The sequence below is a fragment of the Arthrobacter sp. zg.Y820 genome (genome assembly GCF_030125555.1).
GTDB lineage: Bacteria > Actinomycetota > Actinomycetes > Actinomycetales > Micrococcaceae > Arthrobacter_B.
This window is the reverse complement of the sequence record NZ_JASKLX010000008.1, coordinates 21,584-38,807: the sequence shown is the minus strand read 5'-3', so window position 1 is coordinate 38,807 and position 17,224 is coordinate 21,584. Positions and strand designations below refer to the sequence as shown.

Here is a 17,224-nt window from a genome sequence, read left to right as displayed (position 1 = left end):
AGTGGGGCGCTCGACGGCAAGGGAGGTCCTGCGGCAATTAGCCGGAACGTCTTCCCTTGCCCACCCGGGGCATCAGGGATGTGGCCTCACTTCGGCGAGGAGGGTGCTCACTGCATTCAGCATTTGGGTGAATCCAGGCTGCTCGACGGGGAAGTGGCCGCAGCCTTCCAGCACGACAAGCGATTTCTCTGCTGCAACGCGGTTAAAGAAGGGCTGACTGACCTCCAGGGGAGTCCACCGATCGTTGCCGGGGTGGATCATCAGGACCGGCGTATCAGTGAACCGCTCCGGCTCAACAAGCGGCAGGGATTCGAGGAAGCTGCGCATCCATCCGAGAGGTACGCGTCCGCCTCCGCCGCTCTTGTCAGCAATGACTTCATCAACAAGTCCCTGGCCGTTGGCTACATGCCGCATGTCTGCAATCCATCGAATGGGCACACGCACGTTCGCGAGCGGGCCTGCTGCGACTGCCATTGCGGGGGCAGCCATGCTCGCCAGGGCCGGATGCCACGTCAGGCGTCGGCGCACGCCCGGGTCGCGCGGGTCAAGCAGGCAGGTGACGACCAAACGGGACGCCAGTCCTGTTGCTGCTGCCGCATCGTAGGCAAGCATGCCACCCATGCTTGCTCCCATCATGACAAGGGGGCGCTCATCGTCTTCTTTCCGCACCAGATCGACCAGAAGCTGCTGCCAGTCTCCGTACCGGACTCGTCCGAGCTGCCTCGTTGTTGTTTTGCCGTAGCCGGGAAGATCGGCAACCGTTACGTGAGCGCCCAGCTTCGAGAGGTGGGCGGCGTACGGCCACATTGCCGCACTATTGCCACCGGCGCCGTGGACAAGCAGCATCCGCACGGGAGCCTCTGGAGAGCCAATATGTTCGACGTGAACGTGGGAATCCCGCCACTTCCATGTGGAAGTCGATCGCAGAACCGCTTCACCGATCAGTGCGGGAATGTGCTTTTCGTAGCGGCGCTCATCTCGGAGTTCTGCGGGTAAATGACAGGCACGCACCTCACGCACCTCCTTAGTGCGGGGGAGCGGTGCTGCCCCGCACGATGAGCTCGGGTGAGGGTGGAGATCCGGGGCCGGAAGCACCCGACCCTGCGATCTGCTGCAGGAGCCGGTCAATGCAGTACCTGCCCATGGCGCGGAAGTCCTGGCGGATGGTCGTCAGCGGAGGCAGGAAGTATGCGGCTTCGGGCTGGTCGTCGAAACCGACAACGCTGATGTCCCCGGGCACGCTGATGCCCCGCTCGTGCAGTGCCCGCGTGAATCCCAGCGCCATCTGGTCATTCGCGACGAAGACTGCAGTGTGGGCGGCAACGTCGAACTCCAGTCCGTTGCGGTAGCCCGACTCGGAGCCCCAGTTTCCGGTCATCGGCGGGGCTGCCGCCAGCCCCCGTGCCTGCAGCTCCTCGCGCCAGCCCGCTGCCCGCCGCTGCGCGTCCATCCACTGTTCCGGACCGGCCAGATGGGCGATGGTGCGGTGTCCAAGGTCGGCAAGGTGCGCCACCGCCAGGCGCGCTGCGTATTCCTGGTTCCCCTCGGGAGCCAGGCCGTTGGCCGCAATCTCGAGCGGGATCTTCAGTTCCAGGTTGCTGAAAAGGTCCACCGTGGCCTGGGCGGGAGCCACCACCACGATCCCGTCCGGTGCCTGGTTCAGCAGATGGTTCACCGACTCCAGCATGGCCTTTCGGGTCATCCCGCGCAGGCCGGCGACGCTGACAAAATAGCCGTTCCGGAAGGCGGCTTCCTGCAGCCCGAGCAGGGTGCTCGCCGGCCCGTACTGCTCAAGCTCGGTGATGATCACCCCGATGACTTTCGAGGAGCGCGTGACGAGCGACCGCGCCGCCGCATTGCGCCGGTAGCCGAGGTCCTCAATGGCCGCCGAAACCCGTTCCTTGGTGGCAGGGCTGACATTCGGGTGGTCGTTCAGCACCCGGGAGACCGTCTGGTGGGAGACGCCGGCCAGGCGGGCGACGTCTTCCATGGTCGGCGCCGAGCCGGACGGCCTGCGGTGTGACGGGGGCATGGGCTGCTTTCAGTAGGTGCGGCACTGTGAGGTGTGGAGGACGAGGTGAAGCGGAGTGCGGTGAGGCGGGGAAGAGAAAAGGCTACCCGGCGCTGATGGAGTACGAAAAAGAATGGCGGTCGCCCGGCTCCAGGATCACCAGGTCCGTGCCGGTGTTGAAGGCATCCGGCGGGCAGGTCATGGGTTCCACCGCCATGCCGCGCCGGCCGAGTTCCTCCCCGGAATAAACCTGCAGCCAGCCGGACCCGCCCGTCCCGCCCGCCGAAGTCAGGACGCTCGCGGCACCGGTAGCGGGGTTCCGCAGGGTGACGTGCCAGAGGGCGGGCAGGCCGGTGAAGGCGTGGTCCAGGCTCATGGTGCCCAGGGTCCGGGGATGCGCAAAGTCGAACTCGGTGCCTGCCGTTTCCTTCAGTTCCAGGGGCAGCAGCCGGTCATCGGTCATCAGCACGTGCGAAGCCGTGAAGGCCACCTCGCAGTCGTCCACCGGAGCGCCGTCCACTGTGAGGTAGGGATGCGAGGACACTCCGTACGGCGCCGCGGTGCGGCCGGCATTTCTCGCCTCCACCACCAGGGTCAGTCCGGTCTCGGCATTCAGTGTGAACTCCGCGCGCAGCAGCAGCTGGTGCGGGTAGCCCGGCTGGCCGTGCAGCGTGTGTTCAAGCACGACGGCGTTGGCTGAGCGGGCGGCCACCGTCCAGTCCGCCCACACGACCAGCCCGTGCAGGGCGGTTGCGGTGGACGCCTCGTTCACGGGAACCGAGTACTCCACGCCGCGGAAGCTGTACGTTCCGGAATCAATCCGGTTGGGCCAGGGAGCCAGCGTCTTGCCTGCGTAGGCATGCGGCACCAGATCCGGATCGAACGGCAGGACGAGGTCCCGCTCCCCAAAGCGCAGGCTCTGGATTCCGGCCCCCACCGTCGCGATGCCCGCCGAGTACTGCCCCGCTTCGAGCACAATGATCTGCCCGTTGGGGGTGGTTAGTGGATTGTTCATGTCCGGCTCCTGTCGGCGGCGGGGTTATCCCCGGTGTCCTGGGAACTGCCCGGAATGCGTCCTGCGTGCACTGCGATTCACGAGTTTACCTGTGAGCGCTAACAGGGCCCGATTCCGGGCTGCCCAGCCACCCAAATGGAAGGGAATTCTTGCGGAGATGAAGACGTTTATCGAACTGGGGCGTCATGATTCTGACCATTGCCGGCGGCAACGCCCGCCGCCCCGGCCAGGGAGCCGCCGACCCGTCGCCCCTATTTGCTGGAAGGAAGGAGCCTTGGAAATAACGACCACTCTCCGCCGGATCGAGCCTCGCGCGGCTGCCGACGGATCCCAGATCTTCGCGCTGGCCACTGACGCCGGGCTGCTGCTGACGGAGCCTCATAACCTCGCCCCGCGCAGGCTCGCCGAAGTGATGCCGCTGAACCGGCGCATCCGCGCCCACGTTGCACTGACCGTCGATGACCATGACCTTGCTGTCCGAGACTGGCGGATCGCCCGCTCCGCCGAGCTGCTGCCGGAAGTGGCGCTGGCGGACGTGGAATGGGATGGCCGGTTCGGGATGCCCGTCGACTACTACGACCACGACGCCGCTGCTGCCGCAGCGCCGGACACCCGCTGGTCCGTCGTTCGGCATGGCCCTGATCGCCGCTTTGTGATCGACCCGACCGCCGACTACCGCCGCGCTTTCACTGTGGCCCGGGAGCATAATCTGGGCGACGACTACCGCGCGGACTCATTCGATGATCGGTTCGTCGTGGTCGCCGCGTCACTCGCCGAATGGAACTGTTACGCCGCCAACGGACCCCACGCCGACTGAAAGGCCGCCAGCCGCGGCGCAGCGTGGTGCGTCCGGCGTCGTCCAGCGCGGCGGTGTCGGTGCCGGCAGAGCCGTGCTGATCCTGACCACATATGACAGCGACGCCGACATCCTGGCAGCGATCGATGCCGGAGCTGCCGGCTACATGCTCAAGGACGCGGCACCGGAGGAGATGCGCAGCGCCGTGGCGGCAGCCGCCGAAGGACGCACGGCTCTGGCCCCGCAGGTGGCCGGGCGCCTGCTCGGACAGCTGCGGAGCCCGGAAACCACCCTCAGCCCGCGTGAGCTGGAGCTGCTGGAACTGCTCGCGGACGGCATGTCCAACCGCGCCATGGCCCGGCAGCTCTTCATCTCCGAAGCCACCGTTAAAACGCACCTGCACATTTACGAGAAGCTGGGCGTGGACAACCGCACTGCCGCCGTCAACGAGGCCCGCAAGTGCCGCATCATCCGGCGCTAGCGCCGATTAGGGACGGCTAACTGCCATCAGGCGGAGGACAGGCTGTGGACCCGCGTTTCCCAGGGCCGCAGCACGTCCGGATCACCCGGCTCCGAGTAGTTGCCGAGCACCAGCTGATGCCGGTTCAGGTAGGTCGGCACCGTCAAGAGTCCACCGGAGACATTGCACATCACTGCCAATTCCTCATTTCCCAGCCGGCGCCGAAAGGCAAAGAGCACCGGATCGCTGGGATCCATCAGCTCGAAGTCGCCCAGCGAGACCACTTGAGAAGCGTGGCGCAGGGCAATGAGCCGCTGGTAATAGCGGAACACCGAGTTTTCCGCTGCCCGGTCCGCCGCGGCGTTGACGGTCCGGTAGTTGGCATTGACATCGATCCAGGGCGTGCCGGTGGTGAAGCCGGCGTTCGGCCCGTCATCCCACTGCATGGGTGTGCGGGCATTGTCCCGGCTGACCCGGTTCAGGGTGGCCAGGATGTGGTCACGGCTCACGCCGCGGGTGAGCGCGAAATCGTAGTAGGCCAGTGTCTCCAGGTCGCGGTACTGCTCCAGGGAAGTGAACCCGGCGTTGGTCATCCCGATCTCCTCGCCCTGGTAGATATAGGGCGTGCCGCGCTGCAGATGCTGCAGTGTTGCCCACAGGGTGGCTGATTCGTAGCGGTACTCGGTGTCATCGCCGAAACGGGAGACCGCCCGGGGTTGGTCATGGTTGCCCAGGTACAGGCTGTTCCATCCCCGGTCCGACAGCGAGCGCTGCCACCGGTTCCAGATGGTTTTCAGGTCCTGCAGCCGCATGGGCAGCGGATCCCACTTGCCGCCGGGTCCGCGGTCCAGGCGCATGTGCTCGAATTGGAAGACCATGTCCAGTTCGCCGCGCAGCGCATCGGTGAAGAGCACAGCCTCATCCACGGTGACACCGTCGGTTTCCCCGACCACCAGGTAATCCGTGTCCCGGTAATTGAAGACCGCCCGCATCATTTCCTGCAGAAACTCATGCACCCGGGGGCCGGAAACATAGGAGGGGGCGCCGTTGGCGTACATCCCTCCGGCACCCACCGGACTGTCAGGCAGGGAGGGCCGCTTGGAGATGAAGTTGATCGCGTCCATGCGGAACCCGTCAATGCCGCGGTCCAGCCACCAGTTCATCATGTCGTAGACCCGCCGGCGCACGCGTGTGCTTTCCCAGTTCAGGTCCGGCTGGTGGGGGCTGAACAGGTGCAGATAGTACTGTTCGGTTCCCGGATGGTAGGTCCACGCGCTCCCGCCGAAAATCGAGCCCCAGTTGTTGGGCTCGGCACCTGGTTCATCGGGTGAGAACCCGCGCCGGGGATCACGCCAAAAATAGGAGTCCCGCGACTCGTTGCTGCGCGAGGACGAAGAGACCTTGAAGGCCGAGTGCTGATCGGAGGTGTGGTTCACCACAAGGTCCATGATCAGCTTCATGCCGCGCCGGTGCACTTCGGCCAGCATCCTGTCGAACTCCTCCTCGGTACCGTACAACTCGTCGATCCGCCGGTAGTTGCTGATGTCGTAGCCGTTGTCGTACTGGGGGGACTCATGGATGGGCGAGAGCCAAAGGACGTCCACCCCCAGCTCCCTGAGATAGTCCAAGCGGTTTATGATGCCGGTGAGATCACCCACACCGTCGCCTGAGCTGTCGGCGAAGCTCCGGGTGTAGATCTGATACACCACGGCGTTGGTCCACCACGCCGGCTGATAGGGATTCCTCATCGAACTTCCGGTCCTTTCGCAGGCCCACACAACGGGCGGCGCGCACGGCCCCCGGGACAGCGCACCGGCTGAACCCAGCTTAGGTTCCGGCGCTGCCCGCTTACAGGGTCAGGCAATCCTGCGCAGGCTCAGGACAGGGAATGCACCGGCGCCGGTGTCTCCGGCGACCGGCCCGGTTTTTGTTCAACAAGTGGACAGGCGTAACGTAGTTGCGCCGGTCCGGCAATCGAACGGAACCGGAAAATTTCCACATTCAGAGGAGTACCTGGTGACGCGCGGCGGTCAGAAACTATGGACCACGGGGTTTATCCTCGCAATTATCACCAATTTCTTCGTGTTCCTGGTGTTCTATCTGCTGATGACCACCATGGCGCTGTACGCCGTGGAACAGTTCTCCGTCTCGGACAGCTCCGCGGGTTTCGCCTCCGGATCCTTCGTCGTCGGCGCGTTGGTGGCCCGGATTTTCAGCGGCAAATTCCTGGACTTCATCGGGCGGCGGAAGCTGCTGCTCGGCGGCCTTGCTCTCTTCACCGCCGCGGCGCTGCTGTACCCCCTGGCCGACAGTTTTGCCGGACTGCTGGCCATCCGTCTGGTGCACGGCGCGGCGTTTGGTGCGGCCAGCACCTCGATTTCCGCGTCCGTCATGGGGCTCATTCCGGTTCACCGCCGCGGCGAGGGCACCGGCTACTTCGGCATCTCCACCACGCTGGCCACCGCCGTCGGGCCCTTCCTCGCCGTGCTGATCGTGGACAGCATGACGTATGACTTCCTCTTCCTGGCCAGCGCTGCGTGCGCCGCCCTGGCGCTGATCGTCGCCCTGATGCTGAAGCTCCCCGAGCGCACGCCGACCCCGGCGGAACGGGCCCGCAAATGGCGGCTGCGGTTTACCGACATCCTGGATCCGGCGGCTCTGCCCATTGCCTCCATCATGTTTGTCGCCGGTGCGTCCTACGCCGGCATCCTGACCTTCATCAACTCCTACGCGAAGTCGGAGAACCTGGTGGCGGCCGCCAGCGCGTTTTTCCTGGTGTATGCCGCCGTCGTGCTGGTATCGCGCCTCTTCATGGGCCGGCTGCAGGACACCTATGGTGACAACGCAGTCATCTATCCCACATTGGTGTCCTTCGCCGTCGGACTGGCCCTGGTGGCCTGGGCGCCCAACGCCTTTGTGCTCGCCGCCGCCGGTGTGTTTGTCGGCATCGGCTTCGGTGCCCTGGTCCCCACCGGCCAGGCCATCGCCGTGACCATGGCGCCGCCGCACCGCATTGGCCTGGCCACCTCCACGTACTTCATCATGATGGACGCGGGGGTGGGCCTGGGTCCGCTGGTCCTGGGCGCGCTGATCCCCGTAACCGGCTTCCACGGCATGTACTGGCTGCTGGCCGGCTGCATCGTGGCCACCACGGTGCTCTACCACTTTGTCCACGGGCACAAGCGCTACCGCCGCGGCGCCGAGCCTGCAACGGGCACTCCCGCCTGACGCCGGCCGCAGGCGTGACGCTCCGGAAAATCCGGAGTAGGTTATCGCCATGGCCGGCAAAGCAACCACCCTCACTGTCCCTGGTCCGCACGGCGAGCGGGAAATGCGCATTTCCAGTCCGGACCGCATCCTCTGGCCCGAAATGGGGCTGACCAAGCTCGATCTGGCCCGCTATGTGGCCGAGGTGGGCAATGCGTTCATCGCAGCAAACGGCGACCGCCCGGTCTCGCTGCAACGGTTTCCGGACGGCGTCGACGGCGAACAGTTCTTCTCGAAGAACCCGCCCAAGGGCGCCCCGGACTTCATCCGGGCCGTTACCGTCACCTATCCCAGCGCCCGCGCCCATCCGCAGCTCGTCCTCGACGAGCCCGCCGCCGTGGTCTGGGCGGTGCAGATGAACACCGTGGTCTTCCACCCCTGGCCGTCCCGGGCGGAGGACACCGACAACCCGGACCAGCTGCGCATAGACCTGGATCCGCAGCCCGGCACCGGGTTCGACGACGCCGTCCCCGCCGCCGTCGAACTGCGCAAGGTCCTGGCGGAGGCCGGTTTGGAGGCGTTCATCAAGACCTCGGGCAACCGCGGCCTGCACGTCTACGCACCGATCAGCCCGGCCCACGAGTTCCTCGACGTCCGGCACGCGGTGATCGCCGCCGCCCGGGAACTGGAGCGCCGAATGCCGGACCAGGTGACCACCGCCTGGTGGAAGGAGGAGCGCGGGGAAAAGGTCTTCGTGGACTTCAACCAGGCCAACCGGGACCGCACCATCGCCGGCGCCTACAGCCCGCGGGCGCTGCCGCACGCACCGGTGTCCACCCCGCTGGGCTGGGACGAACTGGAAGCTGCCGATCCGCGGGACTTCACCATCCGCACCGTTCCGGAGCGGCTGCGCACGGTGGGGGACCCGTGGGCGGACATGGGTGCCAGCCCGGGCAGCATCGAGGTGCTGCTGGAATGGTGGCAGCGGGACCTGGACAACGGGCTGGGCGAGATGCCGTTTCCGCCGGATTATCCCAAGATGCCCGGCGAACCGATGCGGGTCCAGCCCAGCAGGGCCCGGAAAACGGAGTAGCCGGGACAGGAATGGTTCCGGAACACGGACCGGCCCCGTCCACAGCGTTTTTCCGGGTTCGGGGGCATGTCCCGTAAGGTGGAGCGAAGGTGCGCCGGGAAGTCTGGTCGGCAATAACATTGTCGACCGCTTTTTCAGGAGCACCCATGCAGTCCAACACCTCCCCGGAAGCAGCTTCGGGCCCGGGCGACGCCCCGAACACTTCCGGCGGCCCCAGCATCTTCAGCCGCGGCAGCTACACCGAAAAACTCCGCATCGGCGAGATCCTGCGCAAGGAAACCGTTGGCGGCCTGCTGCTGGTGGCAGCCGCCGTCATCGCCATCATTTGGGCCAATTCACCGATTTCCGGCAGCTACTTCGCCCTGCGCGACTTTGAGATCGGCTACGAACCGTGGCATCTGAAACTGAGCCTGGGCACCTGGGCCGCCGACGGCCTGCTCGCCGTGTTCTTCTTCCTGGTGGGCCTGGAGCTTAAACGGGAATTCGTCGCCGGCGATCTGCGCAACTTCAGCAAGGCGATCGTTCCCGTGGCGGCAGCGGCCGGCGGCGTGATCGTCCCGGCCGCCATCTACGCCGCCGTCAATCTCGGCAGCCCGGAAACCCTCTCCGGCTGGGCCATTCCCACGGCCACCGACATTGCCTTTGCCGTGGCCGTGCTGGCCATCATCGGCTCGCACCTGCCGTCTGCCCTGCGGATCTTCCTGCTGACCCTGGCCGTCGTTGATGACCTGCTGGCCATCACCATCATTGCCGTGTTCTACACCGAGGAACTGAAGGTCACGCCGCTGCTGCTGGCCCTCGCCGGGCTGGCACTCTACACCTTCCTCGCACAGAAGTACCGGCGGTTCTTCCGCCTGAAAGCCTCCGCCGCGTGGTTCATCCTGCTGCCGATCGGCGTCGTCGTCTGGGCCCTGGTGCATTCCTCCGGGATCCACGCCACCGTTGCCGGTGTGCTGCTGGGCTTCGCTGTTCCCGTGCTGCGCAGCAAGGCCAGCGGCGGACCCGAGGCCGGCCCGGGCCTCTCCGAAATCTTCGAGCACCGGTTCCGCCCGCTGTCCGCCGGTTTTGCGGTCCCCGTTTTTGCCTTCTTCTCCGCCGGCGTGGCGGTGGGCGGCTGGAACGGCTTTGTTTCCTCGCTGGCCGATCCGGTCGCCCTCGGCATCATCGCCGGGCTGGTGCTGGGCAAGCCGATCGGCATCCTGGGCACCACCTGGCTGCTGACGAAGCTCACGAGCGCCCGGCTGGACACCTCGTTCAAGTGGATCGACCTCTTCGGCGTTGCGGTGCTGGCCGGCATCGGCTTCACCGTTTCGCTGCTGGTCGCTGACTTGAGCTTTGGACAGGGCACCCTGCCCAATGACCATGCCAAGGTGGGCATCCTGGCCGCCTCTGTGCTGGCAGCCCTGCTGGCCGCCCTGGTGCTGACCGGCCGCAACCGCCACTACCGTGCGATCGAGGACGAGGAAAACACCGACGACGACGGCGACGGCGTTCCCGACGTCTACCAGCACCCGAACGTCCGCTGACCCCACCCGCCGAGGGTGCTGAGCCCGCGGCCGGCGTGCGGGAGCAATCCGCCGCCGCCCGTTCCCCGGTGGGCCCGCACCATGGTCCCGCCGGGTGGCCTCCCGCTACAGTCGGAGCACCATGCCAACTATCTCGGTGGTCATCCCGGTCCGCAACGACGCCCCGATGCTGGCTGCCTGCCTGGCCGCCCTGGACCGCCAGACCCGGGCGCCGGAGGAAATCGTGGTGGTGGACAACGGCAGCACCGATGACACCGCCGCGGTCTGCGCGTCCGCGGGAGTGCGCCGCGTGTACCAGGAAGTGCCCGGCATCGCCGGTGCGACGGCGGCAGGGTTCGACGCCGCCGGCGGCCAAATCCTGGCCCGGCTGGATGCCGACTCGGTTCCGCCGCCCCGGTGGCTGGAACGCGTGGAAATGCGGCTCGCCTCGTCCGGCCCGCTGACGGCGGTGACCGGTCCGGGAGACTTCTACGGCGCCGGCCGCTTCACCTGCTGGGTGGCCCGGAACATCTATATCGGGGGATACATCCGCGCGGTCGGGCTGCTGCTGGGCCACCCGCCCCTGTTCGGATCGAATTTCGCCCTGCCCGCGCCGATGTGGGCCGCCCTCCGGAACCGTGTCCACCGCGACCGGCCGGAGGTGCACGATGACCTTGACCTGAGCTACCAGATCCGCCCGGACATGTCGGTCATTTATGATCCCCGGCTGCGTGTCGGGGTCTCCGCCCGCCCCTTTTACAGCTGGCGCGGCCTGGGCCGCCGCATCCTTCGGGCCTACCAAACGTTCGACGTTGATTTCCGGGCCGAACCTCCCGGCCGCCGGCTCCGCGAGCGGCACCGGCTGCGGCACCGGCGCCGGGCCGGACGGAAGGCTACTCCGCCGCCGCGTACAGCGCCAAAAGGTCACGGCTGAGCTGGTGGGGCGCGTCCTCGCAGGGTGCGTGACCGGTTCCGTAAACGGCAAACCCGGCGCCGATCGAATCCGCCAGGGCTTTGTGCAGGTGCAGCGGCCAGACGTCAGCGCGGCCCACCGCCACCAGCTTGGGCTGCGGTGCAGCAGCCAGGAGACCGCGCAGGTCCGGGGACTGCTTCATCAGTGCCACGATGTCCTGCAGCGACTGCTTCCTCGTGTACTCGAACCGGCGGCGAATGAATTTCATCCGGGGCTCCGGTACCCGCACGAAGTTGCGGCGGATGCCCCACATGATCAGGTCAGCATGCACCTTGTCGTTGACGAGCGGACTGAACCTGCCCACCCGGCTGACGGTGCGGAAGCTCTGCCCGGGAACCGGCGGGCAGCTCAGCAGGCACAGTGAACGGACGAGGTCCGGGCGCCGGACGAGGGTCATCTGGGCGACTATTCCGGCGAACGAGTATCCCAGCAGATGCGCCGGCTCGCCCAGGGACTCCAGGAGCGCCACAAGATCATTAATAAACAGTTCATATCCGTAGCGGGTTCCCGGCGGCGTCAGCTGCTCCGGGCCCGCTACCGCTGATTCATATTGCCCGGCCATGTCATAGCTGAGGACGAAGTAGCCCGCTGCTGCAATGACCGGCAGCATCAGGGAGAAATCCTCCTTGGACCCCATGACTCCCGGAACGAGAACAACCGGAGGATCGGTTTCGGCGCCCATCGTCAGCAGTGCCAGATCGCCGCTGGGCGCCCGGAACCAGGCTGCGCGGGAACCCTCCGGGTGTACTGCCCAATCCGTCACGCCCAGCCGCGCGTCAAGGGTTTCCGCCTCATCCGGAGCGGCTGCCGCGGTTGCCGTCTGCGTCGCCGCGACCGCTGCCGCACCGCCGCCGCTGCGCGCCCGGGCCAGGATTCGCCATGCCATATCCAACCATAACCGCGCGCCGCGGTTGGAGGGACAGGGCGGCGGGGCCAAATGGCCCGCAGGCCCCGCAAGCCCGTTCCGCAGAGCCGCTGCAGAACCGATAGAATCGAGGCCCGCCGGAATACGCAAACAGGAGATGACGTTGAAGTTTTCCCCCAACAAGTACGTCTACCGCACCATCGTCCTGACAGGCGTGCTGTCGATCAAGTTGTTCCGTGTTCCCGTTCTTCCCTCCGGCCTGGAGAATCTGCCGGCAGATGAGGAGATTTCCGGCTTGAACCGGAAGGTGGTTCCCGGCAAGGGTGCCGTCGTGGCCATCACGCACTTTGGCTACCTTGATTTCGTGTTTGCTGAGTACTTGGTCTGGAAAAAGCTCAAGGCGCACATGCGGTTCCTGGTCACGAAGAAGGCCGCCCGCAAACCGTTCGTCAACGCTGTCTGCCAGATGTGCGAGCACATCATCGTGGACCGGTCCGACGGCGCCGCCGCCTACGCCGAGTCGGTGGCGGCCCTGCGCCGCGGCGAATATTTGGCCGTACTGCCCGAAGCCGGAGTCAGCCGCAGCTTCAGCGTCCGCAAGCTCAAGACCGGAGCGGTCCGCATGGCAGCCGAAGCCGGAGTGCCGATCATCCCGATCTCGGTCTGGGGCGGGCACCGGATGCTCACCCGCGGCGGTCACGGCCTGAGCCGGAAGTCTGTCTGGAAAACACCGGTCCGGATGCACGTCAGCCCGATGATCAGGGTGGCCCCTGACGCTCCGGTGATCGAAGAAACCGAACGGCTGCAGCGAACCCTGCAGGACGGCATGGACCATTGCATCGACACGTACCCGGAGACCCCCGAGCCCGGCGCGTGGTGGATGCCCGTCAGTCGCGGCGGCAGCGCCATGACCGTTGAGGAACAGCTGATCCTGGACGAAGAAGACCGGAAAAAGTACAAGATCACCGGCTAGAAGCAGGGTCGGTTCCGGCCGGGCACCTGTTCGCAGTACCTGGCTGAGTTACAGCTAGTCCTTGAGGAAATCGAGCAGGGCCGCATTGACTTCATCTGTGTGGGTCCACAGCAGGCCGTGCGGTGCGCCTTCGATTTCCACGTAGCGTGCCTTCGGCAGGGCTGCTGAGAACATCCGTCCCGTGGAATCGATGGGCAGGACCTTGTCTGCCGTTCCGTGCAGGATCAGTACCGGAAGTCCCGAGTCGCCCACCTTGGCGACGTCGGCGCGGAAGTCCGTGATCCAGGAGGGCACGACGGCGTAAGCGGCCAGCGGGGCGCTGCCGGCGGCCACGTTCCAGTTCCCGCGCACCGCCTCCTCGCTGACGCGGGTGCCCAGGTTCTCCGGAAGGTTGTAGAAGTCGGATAAGAAATTGGTGAACCACGCGTAGCGGTCGGCCTGTGCGGCCGCGGCAATGCCCTCGAAGACCTCGGCCGGCACGCCAGCCGGGTTGTCCGGGGTTTGCAGCAGGAACGGTTCCAGCGAGGCGAGGAATGCCAGCTTGCTGATGCGGCCGGTTCCGTGCCGGCCCACGTAGCGGGCAAGCTCCCCGGTGCCCATGGAAAACCCGACCAGCACCACCTCCTGCAGGTCCAGCTCGGTGAGGATCGCGTCCAGGTCATCGGCGAAGGTGTCGTAGTCATAACCCGTGGTGGGGTGGCTGGAGCGTCCAAAGCCGCGCCGGTCGTAGGTCAGGACGCGGTAGCCTCCGCCGAGCAGGGCCCGGGTTTGGCGTTCCCAGGAATCCCCGTCCAGGGGATAGCCGTGGATCAGCAACACAGGCTGTCCGGACCCGTGGTCCTCGTAGTGGAGCTCGATGTCTCCGGTATTCTCCGTACCTACCGTGATGTGGGGCATGGCTGGTCCTCTCAGCATCAGTGCACCGCGTAGCGGTGCAAAAGGTTGGAAAGATTCTGGCGGCGGCGGGTCCAAAGAACAAGGGAACCAGATGGATAACGGAATCACAGGGGCCGACTCAGCGGTGCTCTTCCTCGGCGGCCGCTCCGGAGTGGGCAAAACCAGCGCAGCCCTTGAACTGCATTCCCTGCTCACCGCGCTGGATGTGCGCCACGCCGTCATCGAGGGGGACAACCTCGACCTGGCGCATCCGGCTCCGTGGAAACATCCGGTTCCCTGGGACCGCGGCCTGGCAGCCCAAAACCTTGCCGTGATGTGGCAGAACTACCGCGCCCTGGGCTACCGCCGGTTGATCTACACCAACACGGTCTCGGTCCGTGAAACGGCCGAACTGGCAGCCGCCATGGGCGGCAGCCCAAGCATCTGCGCCGTGCTGCTGTGCGGCTCCGACGAAACCGTGCAGCGCCGGCTGGCCGGGCGCGAATCCGGCTCCGCCCTGCAGGAACACCTGCTGCGGAGCCGGGAAGCCGCCGCCGCCCTGGAGCTGCACACCCCGGCCTGGGTCCACCGGATTCCCACGGACGGCCGGACAGCGGCCGACGTCGCTGCCGAGGTTCTGTCGCGCACCGGCTGGGCTGTGCCGGACCCCGCGTGAACGCCCGGCCCTAACCGCCGATACCCACGACGGCGATCATCACCGGCACAATCGTGATGATCAGGATGGCACCGAGAACGTCGAAGAACAGGCCGGTCCGGATCATCCGGGTGATGGGCACGGCACCGGTGCCGTAGACGATCGCGTTCTGCGGAGTGGACACGGGAAGCATGAATCCGAATGAGGCGGCAAAAGTGGCGGCCAGCGCGGGCACGAAGGGATCAACGCCGATCGCCTGGCACAGCGGGATCACGATCGGCACAATCACGGCGGCTGAAGCAGTGTTTGACGTGGTTTCCGAAATGATGATGGCCAGGACGGCCGAGAACACCGTGATGGCAACGACGTTGGTGATGTTCAGGTTTTCCGAAGCGCCCTTTCCGATGGTTTCCGCCAGTCCGGTTTCTGCCAGCAGCGCCCCGAAGATAATGCCGGTGCCGAAGAGCAGAATGGTTCCCCAGTCGATCTTCGCCGCGTCCGACCAGGTCAGCGTGGCCTGCCGCTGCTTCCAGTTGACCGGAAGGATGAACAGCAGGGAGGCGCCCAGCACCGCAACGATTCCTTCGTCGAGGCGGTCGTCGAGGAAGATGTAGGCCTCGGACTCGGTGCCGCCGATGAGGCTCGCCACCGCCGGCGCCAGCCAGAGCGTGACGGTCACTCCGAAGGCGATCAGCGTATTGACCTCGGCGCGGGACATCTTGCCCTGGGCCTCCCGCTGCTCCCGCACGTACTCTTCGACGCCTTCCAGCCGGCGGATTTCCGGCTTGTTCAGCAGCAGCATGACCAGGGCCAGGACCACGAACATTGCCAGGCACACGGGGGCGGCGATGGCCATCCACTGGGCAAAGGAAATGCGGACTCCGGTGGCTTCCTCGATCAGCCCGCGGCCGATCAGGTTCGGCGGCGACCCGACCGGGGTAAGCAGTCCGCCCACGCTGGCCCCGTAGGCGAGCATCAGCAGCAGGGCGGCGCCGATCCGCAGCCGCAGCGGATCGAAGTCCGTCTTGACCACGCCGCGGTCCTGCATCAGCTGCGCGATGACCACCAGCACGCCCAGCGCCGTCGGCATCAGCATGGCCACGGTCGCCGTATTGGAGACGAACGCCGAGAGCATGCAGGTGATCACGCCGAAGGCAATGACCACACGGTAGGTGGACTTGCCGACCCCCGGCATCGACAGCACCGCAAAGGCGAGCCGCTGGGCAATGCCGTGCTTGAGCATGGCCTGCGCCAGGATGAACGCCCCAATAAACGTGAAAATGGTTGTCGATCCGAACGGCGCCAGCACCGCGCTGGCCGGAGCAACTCCGAGGATGACAATGGCCGCTACGCCGATCAGCCCGCCAATCGGAATGGGCACCGGCTCGCAGATCCAGAGGATGATCACGCCCAGCAGCACGGCGGCCAGCAGATGCTGCTGGCGTTCCAGGTTGAGGGGGAGCAAGGCGAAGACGACGGCGACGACGGGGGCCAGGAACAGGCCGATCGTCTGCCGGGTCCGTTCGAATTTCTCTTCCCGCGGAGAGAGTGTCTGCTCGCTCAGGCTGCGGAAAGTGGTTCCGCCCAGGAGTGCGGCGCGGACATCGGTTCGTTGCGGGGCGCCCGGATCTTCGGTTGGAGCCGGCTGCTGCGTATACACAATCCTGGTCCTTCCTCGTTGAATGCGTTCACTATGCAGCAGCGCCTTGTGCCGCGTCCACAACCTGTTGTCTACTCACCCATAGGAGAAACCAATAGTTTGCGCACCGGAAATGGTCCATCCGAATGCAAGGGAGCTTTCGTGGACGTCAGGCACCTCAAGTACTTTCTCGCTGTCGTTGACCATCAGGGATTCACCCGGGCCGCGGAACGGCTGCTGATCGCCCAGCCCTCGCTGTCCCAGACGATCAAGAGCCTGGAACGCGACCTGGGCGTTCCGCTGTTTCACCGGGTGGGGCGCAACGTGGTGCTCAGCGAGGCCGGCCGGGAGCTGGTGGGCCCGGCGCGCGTCGTCGTCCGCGACCTGGAGGCAGCCCGCGCGGCGATCGACGAGCTGAAGGGAATGCGCCGCGGACGGCTGGATGTCATAGCCATGCCCTCGCCGGCCATTGAGCCGCTGACCTCGATCATCACCGCCTACGCCCGGACCCATCCCACGATCACCGTCAACGTTGACGCAGCGTTCACCCAGGACGACGTCGTCGCTGCCGTCCGGGATGGAAGCTCCGAAGTTGGGCTGCTGGGCTCGGACCGGCCGTTCCGAGCCGCTGACATTGATGTCCTGCATCTGGGCCGGCAGCCGCTGATGCTGGTCCTCAATCCGGAGGAGGCCTTGCCCGGCGGAGAAGCCGTCGGATGGGAGGAGCTCTCCGGCCACCGCATGATCGTCTCGCAGCGCGGGTCGCTGATGCGGTGGGCGGTGGATGAGGCCCTGGCCAACGGCGTTGCTCTCGAAATCGCCGTCGAAGTGGCACACCGGACGTCAATTTTGCCGCTGGTCCTGGCCGGAATCGGCCATGCCGTCCTGCCGTCGGCGTGGGCTCCGCTGGCCCGGCAGGCGGGACTGCGGACGGTGCGGCTTGAGCCCGAAACGCTCTTGCACATCTCTGCCCTGAGCCGGGCCGCCGAGCTGACCCCGGCCGCACTCGCATTCCTCGCCGTGGCCGCCGCAACGGAGACGGTTCCTGCCGCGGCGCACGGCTAGGGACGCGTACGGCCAGCGGACAGCACGGATAGAGAACACCTATGCATCGGATCCGGATCCGGTCTTGGACGCTGCCTGTCCGTGAGCTGTG

Annotated in this window: 15 protein-coding genes and 1 pseudogene; 9 read left to right on the top strand and 7 right to left on the bottom strand. The window is 66.1% G+C overall.

Annotation, left to right across the window (positions count from 1 at the left end):
* Nucleotides 1–72: 72 nt before the first annotated feature.
* From QNN99_RS07690 to QNN99_RS07680, 3 genes are all read right to left on the bottom strand, one after another.
* Nucleotides 73–1,020 (bottom strand): alpha/beta hydrolase, encoded by a 948-nt coding sequence (locus tag QNN99_RS07690; protein WP_229965881.1) that lies wholly within the window; start codon nt 1,018–1,020, stop codon nt 73–75.
* Between the two features lie 4 nt (nt 1,021–1,024).
* Nucleotides 1,025–2,032 (bottom strand): LacI family DNA-binding transcriptional regulator, encoded by a 1,008-nt coding sequence (locus QNN99_RS07685; RefSeq protein ID WP_229965880.1) that lies wholly within the window; start codon nt 2,030–2,032, stop codon nt 1,025–1,027.
* An 82-nt stretch (nt 2,033–2,114) separates the two neighbouring features.
* A complete protein-coding gene (locus tag QNN99_RS07680; RefSeq protein WP_229965879.1) occupies nt 2,115–3,026 on the bottom strand; it encodes an aldose-1-epimerase in 912 nt (303 codons plus the stop codon).
* Between the two features lie 274 nt (nt 3,027–3,300).
* On the opposite strand from QNN99_RS07680, the gene QNN99_RS07675 reads away from it, so the two are divergent.
* The gene (locus QNN99_RS07675) at nt 3,301–3,843 is read left to right on the top strand and encodes a hypothetical protein (protein WP_229965878.1); all 543 of its coding nucleotides are present in this window, start codon (nt 3,301–3,303) and stop codon (nt 3,841–3,843) included.
* A 64-nt stretch (nt 3,844–3,907) separates the two neighbouring features.
* Nucleotides 3,908–4,303, top strand: a pseudogene (locus QNN99_RS07670) (LuxR C-terminal-related transcriptional regulator); the annotation flags it as partial.
* Between the two features lie 26 nt (nt 4,304–4,329).
* On the opposite strand, the gene QNN99_RS07665 reads toward QNN99_RS07670, so the two are convergent.
* A complete protein-coding gene (locus tag QNN99_RS07665) occupies nt 4,330–6,030 on the bottom strand; it encodes an alpha-glucosidase (protein WP_229965877.1) in 1,701 nt (566 codons plus the stop codon).
* A gap of 268 nt (nt 6,031–6,298) precedes the next feature.
* Here QNN99_RS07665 and QNN99_RS07660 point away from each other — a divergent pair, with 268 nt between their 5' ends.
* From QNN99_RS07660 to QNN99_RS07645, 4 genes are all read left to right on the top strand, one after another.
* Nucleotides 6,299–7,510 carry an MFS transporter gene (locus QNN99_RS07660; protein WP_229965876.1) on the top strand — a complete coding sequence of 404 codons (1,212 nt, stop codon included), beginning with the start codon at nt 6,299–6,301 and terminating at the stop codon, nt 7,508–7,510.
* A 49-nt stretch (nt 7,511–7,559) separates the two neighbouring features.
* A complete protein-coding gene (gene ligD / locus QNN99_RS07655) occupies nt 7,560–8,582 on the top strand; it encodes a non-homologous end-joining DNA ligase (protein ID WP_229965875.1) in 1,023 nt (340 codons plus the stop codon).
* A 146-nt stretch (nt 8,583–8,728) separates the two neighbouring features.
* Nucleotides 8,729–10,108 carry a Na+/H+ antiporter NhaA gene (gene nhaA, locus QNN99_RS07650; RefSeq protein ID WP_229965874.1) on the top strand — a complete coding sequence of 460 codons (1,380 nt, stop codon included), beginning with the start codon at nt 8,729–8,731 and terminating at the stop codon, nt 10,106–10,108.
* Nucleotides 10,109–10,229: 121 nt separating this feature from the next.
* Nucleotides 10,230–11,021, top strand: coding sequence for a glycosyltransferase family A protein (locus QNN99_RS07645; RefSeq protein ID WP_229965873.1), 792 nt, complete (start codon nt 10,230–10,232; stop codon nt 11,019–11,021).
* On the opposite strand, the gene QNN99_RS07640 is transcribed toward QNN99_RS07645, so the two are convergent.
* A complete protein-coding gene (locus tag QNN99_RS07640) occupies nt 10,981–11,946 on the bottom strand; it encodes an alpha/beta fold hydrolase (protein WP_229965872.1) in 966 nt (321 codons plus the stop codon). The genes QNN99_RS07645 and QNN99_RS07640 overlap by 41 nt on opposite strands.
* Before the next feature lie 136 nt (nt 11,947–12,082).
* On the opposite strand from QNN99_RS07640, the gene QNN99_RS07635 reads away from it, so the two are divergent.
* Entirely contained in the window at nt 12,083–12,898 is an 816-nt protein-coding gene (locus QNN99_RS07635) for a lysophospholipid acyltransferase family protein (RefSeq protein ID WP_229965871.1), read from the top strand.
* A 54-nt stretch (nt 12,899–12,952) separates the two neighbouring features.
* Here the strand turns inward: QNN99_RS07635 and QNN99_RS07630 are convergent, their stop codons facing one another.
* Nucleotides 12,953–13,795: an alpha/beta fold hydrolase gene (locus tag QNN99_RS07630; RefSeq protein WP_229965870.1), complete on the bottom strand. Its 843-nt coding sequence runs from the start codon at nt 13,793–13,795 to the stop codon at nt 12,953–12,955.
* Between the two features lie 91 nt (nt 13,796–13,886).
* Between QNN99_RS07630 and QNN99_RS07625 the strand changes: the two genes are divergently transcribed.
* The gene (locus QNN99_RS07625; RefSeq protein WP_229965869.1) at nt 13,887–14,450 is read left to right on the top strand and encodes an AAA family ATPase; all 564 of its coding nucleotides are present in this window, start codon (nt 13,887–13,889) and stop codon (nt 14,448–14,450) included.
* A gap of 10 nt (nt 14,451–14,460) precedes the next feature.
* Here the strand turns inward: QNN99_RS07625 and QNN99_RS07620 are convergent, their stop codons facing one another.
* The gene (locus QNN99_RS07620; RefSeq protein WP_229965868.1) at nt 14,461–16,089 is read right to left on the bottom strand and encodes an SLC13 family permease; all 1,629 of its coding nucleotides are present in this window, start codon (nt 16,087–16,089) and stop codon (nt 14,461–14,463) included.
* 141 nt (nt 16,090–16,230) lie between these two features.
* Between QNN99_RS07620 and QNN99_RS07615 the strand changes: the two genes are divergently transcribed.
* Nucleotides 16,231–17,133, top strand: coding sequence for a LysR family transcriptional regulator (locus QNN99_RS07615; RefSeq protein WP_229965867.1), 903 nt, complete (start codon nt 16,231–16,233; stop codon nt 17,131–17,133).
* Nucleotides 17,134–17,224 lie beyond the last annotated feature (91 nt).